This window comes from Croceitalea rosinachiae, assembly GCF_031846445.1.
Taxonomy (GTDB): domain Bacteria; phylum Bacteroidota; class Bacteroidia; order Flavobacteriales; family Flavobacteriaceae; genus Croceitalea; species Croceitalea rosinachiae.
The window spans coordinates 858,340-872,068 of sequence record NZ_JAVRHR010000002.1 but is presented as its reverse complement, the minus strand read 5'-3'; the positions used below and the strand labels follow the sequence as shown (position 1 = coordinate 872,068).

The following is a 13,729-nucleotide window of genomic DNA, read 5'->3' as shown; positions in this document are numbered from 1 at the left end:
ATGGAAGAAGCTAAGCGTATTCTTAATGATATAAAAAATGGGAGTCTGAACCCGATTTACTTTTTGATGGGCGAGGAGCCTTTTTATATTGATGTTATTTCCGATTATATTTCTAAAAAAGTACTTACTGAAGTAGAACGGGGCTTTAATCAAATGGTGTTGTATGGCAAAGATACTAGTGTTGAAGAGATTGTATCAAATGCAAAACGATATCCAATGATGGCTGAGCACCAAGTTATTATTGTTAAAGAAGCACAACATTTGTCAAGAGCCATTGAGCAATTGGTTGCCTATGCCGAGAATCCGCAAACAACAACTATTTTGGTCATATGTTATAAATATAAAAAACTAGATAAGCGAAAGGCCGTCTACAAAGTTTTGTCAAAAAATGGTATTGTCTTTGAAAGTAAAAAATTATACGAAAACCAAGTAGCAGATTGGATCAAGCGTTTTATTAATGGCAAAGGATACCAAATTACCCCGAAATCAGCAGCTTTATTGGTAGAATTTTTAGGAACCGATTTGAGTAAAATCAGTAATGAACTTGGAAAACTTTTTTTGGTAGTCGACAAACAGACTGAAATCACTTCAATTCATATTGAAAAGTATATTGGCATAAGTAAAGACTTCAATAATTTCGAATTAAAGAAAGCAGTAGGAGAGCGTGATATCAAAAAAGCAACCCGTATTATTAATTATTTTGCGCAGAACCCAAAAGATAATCCCTTCGTTGTAACGGTTACCTTATTACACAGCTTTTTTACGCAGTTGTTGCAGTATCATGGCATGAATGACCATTCGCCTAAGGCCATCGCTCAAGTACTTCGCGTGAGCCCCTATTTTGTGGAAGAATATCAAACTGCAGCAAAAAATTACCCTATGAAAAAAGTGAGTAAAATAGTTTCAAATCTTAGAAAACTAGATTTAAAGGGTAAAGGTGTTGGTAGCCAAAATATATCGCAGCACGATTTACTGAAAGAACTATTAGCAACTTTATTTTAACTATTTTTTATCCACACTGTACTTGCCTGGTCCTAATAATATGATAGCAATGTAAAAAGCAGCATATAAGAATGCTTTTTCCTTGGTACCAAATGGGTCAGTACCATGAACTATGAAACCAGCTACTAACATGGTAATAAGTGCGGGTACAGCTGCATATCTAGTTTTGTAACCAATAATAATCAATATTGGGGCTATAAACTCTCCAACTACTGCCAAAAAAAGTGATGGTGCTTCACCAATACCAATAGGGTTTCCAAATTCTAAGTTGCCTGAGATTAGTTTTTTAAATTTTGGAAAACCATGAGATAACATCATTAAAGAGGGTAATATTCGCAAGACCGCCAAACCTATGTGCGCTAAACCGTTACTTTTCATCTAAGAGGGGGATTTTAGTTTTTGTAAATTTATTTATTTTTTCGATAATTTTAATGGTGTTGATATTTAGTTGATAACTAAACGTAAAGCCTAATCAAAAGAGGTTCTTTAAACTCTAACTAACAGTCATAACTAATTTACATCTTGATTTCCTTTTTCATTGTCAAAAATAGCTTCATATATTATTTTTTCAAGCTTATATTCAAAATGTATCTCTCTGTTTGGCATGTTCTTTAACTCAAATTCATCATCATTTTTCACAAATTTAAATTCAACCAGATTTTGAGCTGTTCTTCAGCAATAAAGACTTCATAAATACCGTCACTATTTTTATTGACAATTTGCATAATCACTTACCAAGGAGGACTTGTAAATTGTCTATACAGTCTGACAGATTTTGCATTATTGACTTGAACAAATTATATAAACTTAAAAATTGTTCGTATTGCTAGAAATAGAAGTTATGATTACCTTGTAGGACAGTATATTTATCAATCAAAAATCAATAGAATGAAAAAAATTATTACTGCTTTATCAGTCCTATTATTGACTACTCAGTTCTGCTATAGCCAAGATTTTGAGTTTAAGGCTAGTGACATCGATATCAAATATGAAAAATTCATATTGCCTAACGGATTAACCTTATTGATTCATGAAGATCATAAAGCCCCTATTGCTGCCGTAAATGTTTGGTATCACGTGGGTTCTAAAAATGAAAAACCTGGAAAGAGTGGATTTGCACATTTGTTTGAACATTTAATGTTTAATGGGAGCGAGAATTTTAATGATGACTATTTTCAGGCTCTTGAACGTATAGGAGCTACAGATTTAAACGGTACCACTAATAACGACCGTACCAACTACTTTCAAAATGTGCCCGTATCTGCCTTGGATCAGGTTTTGTTTTTAGAATCTGATCGTATGGGTCATCTATTAGGAGCCATAGATCAAGAAAAATTAGATGAGCAAAGAGGGGTTGTGCAAAATGAAAAGCGTCAAGGAGAGAACCAACCCTATGGTATGCAAGGAGATTACCTTACAAAAGCTATGTACCCTAAAGGACATCCGTATTCTTGGACCGTGATAGGTGAAATGAAAGATCTAAATGCGGCATCGCTAGAAGATGTGCAGGAATGGTTTAAGTCGTATTATGGAGCTGCAAATGCTGTAGTTGCCGTGGCCGGTGACATCAATCCGAAAGAAGTATATCAAAAAGTTTTGAGTTATTTTGGAGATATACCAGCCGGACCGACAATTGAAAGGCAAGAAGTAAATATTCCTGTTCATAATGGAGATACATATCAAGTTTACCAAGACAGAGTGCCTGAAACAAGAGTTCTTTTTGCATGGAACACTCCTCAATTTGGCTCAAAAGAGGATTTACATTTTGATTTAATTTCAGCGGTCCTTACTAGCGGTAAGAATTCAAGACTTTATAAGAAGTTCGTTTATGAAGACCAAACGGCGAGTAGGGTGGTTTCTTATCAAGCCTCTTCTGAGATTGCGAGTAGGTTCATTACCTATTTGAATGTAAAATCTGGTCAAGATGCTGACAAACTTAAGATGGAGCTTGAATCAGAAATAAATGACTTTATCGCTAACGGTCCAACGTCAGAGGAATTAAAAAGAGTAAAAGCTGCATATTTTTCAAATTTCATTAAGGGCTTAGAGCGTATAGGTGGTTTTGGAGGTGTTTCGGATATTCTAGCTTCTAATGAAACATATCACGGTGATGCATCTTATTACAAAACACAACTTAGATTTGTTGAAGATGCCACAATAGAAGATTTGAAGAATACTGCAAAGAAATGGCTGACAAAGGGCAAGCATGTGTTGGTATGCAATCCTTTTCCGGAGTATGTGGTTGAAAAAACTACAATAGACCGATCTAAATTACCAAAACTTGGACCACAAAAAAGCTCTAGTTTTCCTGAATTACAAAGAGCTGAGCTATCAAACGGATTAGATATTGTATTGGCAAAAAGAACAGGTGTGCCTACTGTGGTGATGAGTCTTGTTGTTGATGCGGGCTACAAGACGGATTATTTATCAAGTCCAGGAACAGCAGATATAGCAATGAATTTGATGGATGAGGGTTCTAAGGATTTCAGCTCGCTTCAAATCAATGAAAAGCTTCAACTTTTAGGTGCTTCGTTAAGTACCTATTCAAATCAAGACCTGTCAGTTGTTGATATTAATACTTTAAAACAGAGCTTTGATGCCAGTCTGGATCTTTTTGCTGATGTAATATTGAATCCGGTTTTTCCCGAAAGCGAATTTACAAGATTGCGCGATCAACAAATAAATGATATAAAGAGAGAAAAATCGCAGCCATTTTCAATGGCCTTGCGGGTCATGAATAAGTATATGTATGGTGAGGACCACCCTTACAGCAATCCATATACTGGCACTGGATACGTAGAAACTGTAGAAAAGTTGACCAGGGAAGATGCTATAAAATTTTATGATACTTGGGTTAAGCCCAATAACTCTACCATTTTGGTGACTGGCGATATGGAAATGAGCGAGTTAAAACCAAAACTTCAAAAAGCTTTTGGTAAATGGAAAAAAGCAGATGTACCTTCAGTTACCTTCAGAGCACCCAATACGAATTCAAAAAACACCCTGTATTTAATGAATAGGCCAGAATCAGAACAGTCTATTATAATTGCGGGTCATTTGACTGAGAAGTATGGAGATTTATCTGAAGTTGCGTTGGATCAAATGGTAAGTATCATTGGCGGAGATTTCACATCTCGTATCAATATGAACTTGCGTGAGGATAAACACTGGTCTTATGGTGCGGGCGGTCTTGTACTGGGTTCAAAAGAAGAAAGACCTTTTATTGTATATACCTCAGTTCAAACAGATAAGACTGCGGAATCAGTGACTGAAATTCGCAAAGAGATCTCTGAATTTGTATCGACACGCCCTGCTACAGATGAAGAAGTTGAAAAAGTAAAGACGAATCAAGTACTTAAGCTGCCTGGACAGTGGGAAACCAATAGTTCTGTAAACTCTTCCATTAGAAATTTAGTGCGTTATAATTTACCAGATGACTACTATCAGAAATACGATAAAAATGTGCGCGAATTGTCTGTGGATGATGTTAGAAAAGTAGGTAAACAGGTCATTAAACCAGAAGCCGTAAATTGGTTTATGGTAGGCGATAGAGCTAAAATGGCAACCAAGCTAGATGAACTTGGGTTTGATAATATTATAGAAATAGATGCTGACGGCAAACCGCTTGTACCGGCTGTAAAAACAGACACAGAAATAAAGAATTAAAAAGGGAAGCGGGGCGAATTGCCCCACTTTTTTATCTAAGTTTTGGATAATTACTTGAGTCTGACTCATGAATTATCTCGTAGACCTTTTCGAAAATATCTTCCTCATTTGGTTTTGAGAAATAATCTCCATCAGAGGCATATGCAGGTCTATGCGCCTTAGCGGTTAATGTTTGAGGTGCGCTATCAAGATATTTGTACGCAAGCTGCTTTTCAATTAGTTCTTGAATCAAATAAGCTGAACACCCTCCTGGAACATCTTCATCAATGACCAATAACCGATTGGTTTTTTGGATGCTTTTGACAACATCATGATTGATATCAAAAGGCAGCAGAGACTGCGCATCAATTACTTCAGCGTCTATACCAACTTCTTGCAGGTCTTTGGCAACTTTTTGAACAATTCGAAGTGTAGATCCGTATGACAAAAGAGTGATATCTGAACCTGTCCTCATGGTTTCAACAACTCCTATTGGCGTGCAAAACTCCCCAAGATTATTTGGTTTAGGTTCTTTAAGCCGATAACCATTCAAGCTTTCAATGACTATAGCTGGCTCATTACTTTTCATCAAAGTGTTATAAAACCCAGCTGCTTGAGTCATGTTTCGGGGGGTTAGAATGTAAATACCTCTAAGTAGATGTATTAATCCACCCATTTGTGAGCCGGAGTGCCATATGCCCTCAAGACGATGACCGCGTGTACGCACTATTAATGGAGCAATTTGTTTGCCCATAGTACGATAGCGTAAAGTTGCTAAGTCATCACTTAAGGTTTGAATAGCATAAAGTATATAATCAAGATATTGAATTTCTGCAATAGGTCTAAGGCCACGCATGGCTAAACCAATTCCCTGACCAATAATGGTAGATTCGCGAATACCAGTATCAGCAATTCTATATTTCCCGTATTTTTTTTGAAGCCCTTCTAAACCTTGATTTACATCGCCAATATTTCCAGTATCTTCACCAAAAACCAGAGCTTCAGGATATTTATCAAATAACCTATCAAAATTATCCCTTAAAATCATTCGGCCATCGACATGTTCGGGTTCATTCTCATAGGCAGGTTTTAGAGAAGGAATATAGGTTGCCTTATTCTCTGACTCACTAAAAAGATGAGAACTAAATTTTGGTTGACTTTCGGACAAAAACAATTGCACCCAACTTTGGAGGTTTGTTTTGTATTCGTTTTCTTCACCTATCAAATAACGTAAAGCCTTTCTGGCATGCGATGCTAAGTCTTTTTTAATAGGTTCTTCAATAGCAATTAAATCATTAAGCACTTTGGTAATAAAAGTTCTATTTGGACTATTGTTCGCAGCATTGGTCATCAAATTAACAAGTATCTTCTTTTTTTCAATATGCGGGGCCAAGAATTCTGCCCAAGCCTCTTTTTTTGCATTACGTACTTCTTGCTTGCAAGACTTTTCTATTTCCTTTAAGTACTCTTCTTCGGAAATATTGTTTTCCAATATCCATTCTCTAAAACGTTTGTTACAGTCATTTTCCTTTTCCCATTCTAAACGTTCGGCACTCTTATAGCGTTCGTGAGAGCCGGAAGTTGAATGACCCTGAGGTTGTGTCAGTTCCGTAACATGTATCATAACAGGTACATGTTCATCACGAGCAATATCCGAAGCATTTTCGTAGGCATGTATAAGAGCGGTATAGTCCCAACCCTTAACTTTTAATATTTCATAACCCTTATTCTGTTCATCACGTTGTAATCCTTTAAGAATCTCAGAAATATCACTCTTCGTAGTGTGAAATTCAGCAGGTACTGATATACCATAGTTATCATCCCAAATACTAATGACCATGGGTACTTGTAATACCCCAGCAGCATTTATAGTTTCAAAAAAATGTCCTTCACTAGTGCTGGCGTTTCCAATAGTTCCCCAGGCAACTTCATTTCCTTTATCTGAAAAATTAGCTTGGTCTATACCCTCAACATTTCTATAAATTTGTGAAGCTTGTGCTAACCCTAACAAGCGCGGCATTTGACCCGCTGTGCAAGAAATATCAGCACTACTGTTCTTTTGTTGGGTCAAATCTTTCCAGCTACCATCTTCATTGATACTATGAGTCATGAAATGCCCACCCATTTGACGACCAGCGCTCATCGGTTCTTTATCTAAACTAGTGGTGGCATATAGTCCATGAAAAAATGCTTTCGGGTTAAGATGACCCAATGCCATCATAAAAGTCTGGTCGCGGTAATAACCACTTCTAAAATCGCCATTTTTAAAGGCCTTCGCCATTGCAAGTTGCGGAAGCTCCTTTCCATCACCAAATATGCCAAACTTTGCCTTGCCTGTAAGTACTTCACGTCGCCCAAGCAAACTACATTCCCTACTAATGACCGCAAGTCTATAATCACTTAAGATTTGAGCTTGAAAATCATCAAAAGAAATATCTGTGCTTGTCTTAGGGTCAGTTTTCATGAAGTGAATTAGATTTTGTGCAAAAGTACAAAAAACGAAGCTTTTATACTAGTCCTTAAAATTTGTTTTATTAATAAAACCACAAAAAAATGTTATAAATAAAAAGAATATATAAAAAAAATGATGTGAACAGCGATTTATTTTGTTGATTCAATAATTAAAACCATCTACGTGTAAACAGTCCGGTAAGAGTTCTTGGACTGATGGTAACGACAAAACGAATGGTATTAGCATAGTTAGGTTGGGCTACTTCCCATCCATTATTGGAATAAATAGGAAAGTATAACTCGAAGTAATCAGTGACCAAGTTTAGGCGTACCCCCGAATCATAAACAAAACGTGCATTTTCACTTCTATCCCCAATAAAACCAATATCGCCATAAAGTTCGACCCAACGCCAAAGATTAAAACTTGCATTGGTTGTAGCAATCCAATCACTTCCGAATTGGTCTTCAAATTGCGATTTGAACCCCCCCTCGGCAATGATAATTTGTTGACTGGTTAAACCACTATCTTCTGAACGTCCTAAATAGCCTAGATCAAACATATAGTCTGTAGGTCTATCTAAAGCAAAACTGAAAAAATCAGAATTCGTTTTATTTCTTAAAAACTTACCTGCATAAAACCTCAAATTTAGTTGGCGGTTACTCTCGTAAAGTTTTCTATACTCCAACTCTAACGACAATTTGGTAAACTCACTAGAATGCTGAAAATCTAAAAGTGAAGATTTATAATTTATAATGTTATTGTCAAAATTTCTATAGCGAATATTAAAAACGCTATAATCAGGATTGTTTGCCAAATCTAAATCAATACTCTGATCTGCCAAGACGCCCTCATCGATAGTTCTAAATACATTTCGATGTCTGAATAATAGGGATTGCCTTCTGTTAGAACGTAAATCATTAGGTCTCCATCCAAAACTTATGGCGGGAGTAATGGTAGTAAAACGAGAGTTTTCTTGAAAATGTGATGTGCTTCCTCCAATAGAATAATTTGAAACGTAAAGCCCACTTTTTCCATGGTACTTTCGATATCGAACACTTGCACTGCCCACAAGGGTACGCTCTAAAAAAGAGTAGGTCGGAGAAATATCGTAATTGAACTGTCGCTCTAAAAAAGTTTTATTATAAATACGCATACCTGGGGTAATGCCGTCGTAAATATTGAAGTTAACTATTGGAACATAAAATACTTGGGTATAATATGGGTCTTCAGTATCCTTAAAAAACCGAAATTGAAGCTTTTTATTACTTGAAAAAAAACCGTTCAAGGTTTTCCAATTATCTCTTTGATTGAATTCAGGAATTTTTTGGTCATAATTTAATACCAGTCTGTCTTCTCCAGAACGCGGTATGGTATAGGTTTTTGAGCTGTCAATATCTGAAAACCAGTATTTGGAGACCACACTATCTTTCTGAAGTCCAAATAAAGAAATAGGCACATTGGTACCTCTTTTATTTTTTAAAGTAAACGTAATGGAATCTTCAGTCTTTTCAATTTTTTTGATTTTAAAGTCTATTTTTTTCCTAGTCCCAACATACTCGTCAAAAAACCAGTCAATTTCATCATCAGCGCACTGTTTTAAGACCTCTCTGAAATCAGATACATTAGTCTTTGGAACTAATTTTTGGACATTATAAAAATCAATAATAGTACTGTCAACCCTTTCTTTACCTATATAATCAGCCAAATAGGCCAATCCAAGTCCAGCTTTATATCGATTAGCGATTTTTTGATTAAAAATTATCAAAGAGTCATTGGGTGTGTTTAGTGATTGATCAATATTTCTTCTAGCGGAAAGCATCTGTAAAAGATAGTATTGCTCATTGAAATCCATCTTCGCTAAATGAAATCCACGCACACCCCAAACATTAGAAAGTTTGCCAATTAATTTTTGCTCAGGATAATTTTTTTCCACATAATTAATCATCAAATAGTTAGCTATGGCATCGTTTACCCAACGTTCTTTACGAGGATCTAGAAAGAGGGTCTCTTGTAGAAAGCTATTCAAGGCTGTTTTTAAGAACATCATTTCAAATTGAAACTGTTCTTCATAAGGCCGAACAAAAGAAGGTAACTGATTAAGCCCATAGAGAGGACTTTTATTATAATCTAAGGCACTTACCAACAAATTTCGGTGCGGATAGCTTCCCAAATTTTCATTTAAGAATTTAGTTACCCTATTAATGGATATTCCTTGTGAAATATCATCATACTTTGAAGCATTTATATCGGTAGTTACTGTTAATTGGCTCGTAATATGTTTGGTGAACTGTTTTTGCGGAGTAATAATGATTTGACAACTTTTACGATTTTCACCTTTGAGAGTCATGCGCTGTCCTCCTGGAAATGTGGAAACGTTTGAATAGTCGAAGTTTGATGCTGCAAACAAACCCCTTGGAAAAATTAAATTGATATCGGTCTTGGCAATATCAGTATAAAGATCATCTAACCCTTTATTGGAATATAATAACCATTCACTTTTGAAAACAACTGGTGTTAAGTACCAATCTTTTAAATAAAACCCACCATCAGCCTTGTGCCCATATTTTGTGAATTTATCATTGGGTAACTGCAGTGTGTAGGTCAAAAAAAGCTCTACAGATTCATTAGGTGCTAAAGGCTTGCTGAGCTCTATTTTGATTATATCCTGACCAGATGTTCTTTCCCAATTTAATCCGCCATAAGAGTCATCAACAATACTGGTAATTATGGTAAACCCACGTTCTTTATTTTTAGCTAAATGTAAGCTTCGATTAAAATCTTCTCCAAAGCGTTTTGAAAGTGGAGTAGTATTGTTTGAATAAGCATTGTTCCAGTCGTAAAAGTAAAGAGAATTTAGGGTCGTTTTAGAGTTATTGACATAAACGAAACGCTGCTTTATTTCAATCTGATTTGATTCCCCATCAAGACTGGCAGTTAATTCATTTACGTGTTGGGCATGCAATGAAAAAGCAAACAAAAAGAACGTAATCTTTATAAGTAATCTTAAATGTCGGGCTTTTTCCAAAGAATTGAAATTAAAAATTAGGACTCATACTATGACCTTTGTAAAAAGCATCAATAATCGCGACTACTTCATTGCCGCTATCAACTAGCTTTATTAAGTCAAGATCTTTAGCGCTAATAGTACCGGCTTCTAGCATGGTGTTCTTTATCCAATCAAACAATCCGCCCCAAAAATCAGAGCCTACCAAAATGATAGGAAACGTACCGATTTTATTTGTTTGAATCAATGTGATAGCTTCAAAAAGTTCATCTAAAGTTCCAAACCCTCCGGGCATAACCACAAATCCTTGTGAGTATTTTACGAACATGACCTTACGTACAAAGAAGTAATCAAAATCCAAACTTTTATCTGGGTCGATATATGGGTTGTCATGCTGCTCAAAGGGCAAGTCTATATTTAAACCTACGGAAGTTCCGCCTGCAAGGTTTGCACCTTTATTACCTGCTTCCATAATTCCAGGACCACCACCAGTAATAACACCATAACCAGCTTTTGCAATTGCTTCAGCAACTTCAACAGCCATTTCGTAATATTGCTCTCCTGGTTTTGTTCTTGCAGAACCAAAAATAGAAACACATGGCCCAATTTGACTCATACGCTCAAAACCATTTACAAATTCTCCCATTATTTTAAAAATGGCCCAAGAATCGTTCGTTTTAATTTCGTTCCAGCCTTTGTGATGTTGTTCTTTTCGCATATAACTACTATTTAAACAGCGTTTTTAAGTTGCTTATTACCTGCTTCTAGTTCTTTTTTCAAAAACTTTGCAGTATAACTTTTAGAATCTTTTGCCACCAATTCTGGAGTGCCTTGAGCAACGATCATGCCCCCACCACGGCCACCTTCATAACCAACATCAATAATATGGTCAACCATTTTAATAACATCCATATTGTGTTCAATTACTAGAACGGTATTGCCTTTGTCAACCAATTTATTCAAAACTTCCATTAAAACTCGTATATCTTCAAAATGAAGACCGGTTGTGGGTTCGTCCAAGATATAAAAGGTATTTCCAGTATCACGTTTTGATAGTTCTGTTGCCAGTTTCACCCGTTGTGCTTCTCCGCCAGATAAAGTTGTTGACTGCTGCCCTAATGATATATAGCCCAGACCGACATCAACTATTGTTTTAAGCTTTCTGTGGATTTTTGGAATGTTTTCAAAGAAATCAACGGCTTCGTTCATCGTCATTTCCAACACATCAGCAATAGATTTTCCTTTATATCTGATTTCCAAGGTTTCTCTATTAAAACGTTTGCCATTACAGGTTTCACATTCCACATAAACATCAGGTAAAAAGTTCATTTCAATGACTTTAAGTCCACCACCCATGCAGGTTTCACAACGACCGCCTTGTACATTGAAACTAAAACGTCCTGGTTTATAACCTCGGATTGTGGCTTCAGTTGTCTTTGCAAACAATGAACGAATTTCACTAAAAGTTCCGGTGTAGGTCGCTGGATTTGATCTAGGAGTCCGTCCAATAGGAGATTGATTAATATCGATGACCTTATCAATATGTGTTAACCCTTTAATCTTTTTATAGGGCATTGGTCTTTTGACCCCATTGAAATAATGAGCATTCATAATAGGGTAGAGGGTTTCATTGATTAAGGTGGACTTACCACTACCAGATACGCCCGTTACGCCAATCATTTTACCCAACGGGAATTCAACGGTCACGTTTTTTAAATTATTACCAGTGCATCCAGATAATACTAATTTTTTACCGGTACCTTTTCTTCTCTTTTCAGGAACTTCAATCGCTTTATGCCCAGTAATGTAATCAGCAGTAAGCGTGTCGTAGTCTTTCAAAAGGGAGGGTGGTCCCTCAGAAATTATGGTTCCACCGTGTTTTCCAGCTTTAGGGCCTATATCAATGACATGATCTGCGGCCTCAATCATATCGCGATCATGTTCTACCACGATGACTGAATTACCAATATCGCGAAGTGATGCCAAAGAATTGATCAAGCGCTTATTGTCTCGCTGATGCAGCCCAATACTGGGTTCATCTAAAATATATAGAACCCCCACCAATTGTGAACCAATTTGTGTGGCCAAACGAATTCGTTGTGCCTCACCACCTGATAAAGATTTTGAACTTCTATTAAGAGAAAGGTAATCTAGACCAACGTCTAGTAGAAAACGTATTCTAGTCCGAATTTCTTTTACGATTTCTTCCGCAATCTTTTTTTGGTTGCCTTCTAGCTTTGCATCGAGATTATCAAAAAAATCAGCTAGTTCTGCAATATCCAAATGCGCGAGCTCTGCAATGTTTTTTTCATCAATTTTAAAGTAGAGCGATTCTTTTCTTAAACGCGAACCATCACAGGTAGGGCATTCAATTTTATTCATGTAATCCTTTGCCCAACGTTTTATTGATGTAGAATTCGCCTCATCAAACTGCGATTTGATAAAGTTGGAAATCCCTTCATAATCAATACGGTACTCACGTTTTACCCCAAGAGACTTAGAATCAACGGTAAAACTGTCTTTACCGCCTTGCAAGATAACGCTCATCGCCTCTTCAGAAATCTTTTCAATGGGGGTTTCCATGTCAAAATCGTAGCGCTGCCCTATGGTTTCCAATTGTTTAAAAGCCCAAGATTTTTTGTATTCACCAAGGGGGGCAATACCACCAGCCTTGATTGATAGTTTTTTATTCGGGAATATTTTCGATTCGTTAACCTCATAAACATGCCCTAAGCCATTGCAATGCGGACACATTCCCTTAGGAGAATTGAATGAAAATGTATTTGGTTCAGAGGTGGGATAGGAGATTCCTGAAGAGGGACACATTAAGTCACGACTAAAATAACGTGGGATTTTTTCGCCCTCTTCTAAAACCATTAATACATTATTACCGCTATACATGGCCGTATTTATGGTTTCAGAAAGGCGTTTGTCAAAATCATCACCTGCGCCCACTTTTAAACGGTCTATAACAATTTCAATATCATGGGTTTTATACCGGTCGACTTTCATTCCCTTGGTGATATCTACAATTACACCATCAACTCGAACTTTCACAAAACCTTGTTTCCCAATTTGCTCAAAAAGTTCTCTATAATGCCCTTTTCTTGATTTAATGATGGGGGCAAGCACATTAATTTTCTTACCAATGTAAGATTCAATGATTAGCTGCTTGATTTGCTCATCACTATAGCTGACCATTTTTTCGCCTGTATTATAGCTATAGGCATCACCAGCACGTGCAAAGAGCAATCGTAAAAAATCATAAACCTCGGTAATGGTGCCTACCGTTGACCGTGGGGATTTTGAAGTAGTTTTTTGTTCAATAGCAATAACGGGAGAAAGTCCGTCTATTTTATCTACATCAGGTCTTTCTAGACCTCCTAGAAATTGCCTAGCGTAAGCAGAAAAGGTTTCTATGTATCGGCGTTGTCCTTCAGCATAGATTGTGTCAAAAGCCAATGACGATTTACCACTACCCGATAAGCCCGTAATAACAACAAGTTTTTCTCTAGGTATAGTGACATCAATATCTTTGAGGTTGTGAACGCGAGCACCCCGTACCTCAATATTTTCTTCGTAGTTAATCATAGCACAAGCTGCTAAAGTACGCAATTGGACTTTAA

7 protein-coding genes are annotated in these 13,729 nt (G+C 36.6%); 2 read left to right on the top strand and 5 right to left on the bottom strand.

Annotated elements, in window-relative coordinates:
* Positions 1-1,002 carry a DNA polymerase III subunit delta gene (gene holA / locus RM706_RS11660; protein WP_311351668.1) on the top strand — a complete coding sequence of 334 codons (1,002 nt, stop codon included), beginning with the start codon at positions 1-3 and terminating at the stop codon, positions 1,000-1,002.
* On the opposite strand, the gene RM706_RS11655 is transcribed toward holA, so the two are convergent.
* Entirely contained in the window at positions 1,003-1,380 is a 378-nt protein-coding gene (locus tag RM706_RS11655) for a DoxX family protein (protein ID WP_311351665.1), read from the bottom strand.
* 510 nt (positions 1,381-1,890) lie between these two features.
* Between RM706_RS11655 and RM706_RS11650 the strand changes: the two genes are divergently transcribed.
* Entirely contained in the window at positions 1,891-4,668 is a 2,778-nt protein-coding gene (locus RM706_RS11650) for a M16 family metallopeptidase (RefSeq protein WP_311351663.1), read from the top strand.
* Between the two features lie 31 nt (positions 4,669-4,699).
* On the opposite strand, the gene RM706_RS11645 is transcribed toward RM706_RS11650, so the two are convergent.
* From RM706_RS11645 to uvrA, 4 genes are all read right to left on the bottom strand, one after another.
* A complete protein-coding gene (locus RM706_RS11645; protein ID WP_311351661.1) occupies positions 4,700-7,111 on the bottom strand; it encodes an alpha-ketoacid dehydrogenase subunit alpha/beta in 2,412 nt (803 codons plus the stop codon).
* Positions 7,112-7,268: 157 nt separating this feature from the next.
* Positions 7,269-10,124 (bottom strand): gluzincin family metallopeptidase, encoded by a 2,856-nt coding sequence (locus tag RM706_RS11640; protein WP_311351659.1) that lies wholly within the window; start codon positions 10,122-10,124, stop codon positions 7,269-7,271.
* 10 nt (positions 10,125-10,134) lie between these two features.
* Complete coding sequence (locus RM706_RS11635) at positions 10,135-10,821, bottom strand: LOG family protein (protein ID WP_311351657.1); 687 nt, start codon at positions 10,819-10,821, stop codon at positions 10,135-10,137.
* An 11-nt stretch (positions 10,822-10,832) separates the two neighbouring features.
* Positions 10,833-13,694, bottom strand: a complete 2,862-nt coding sequence (gene uvrA, locus RM706_RS11630; protein ID WP_311351654.1) for an excinuclease ABC subunit UvrA — start codon at positions 13,692-13,694, stop codon at positions 10,833-10,835.
* Positions 13,695-13,729 lie beyond the last annotated feature (35 nt).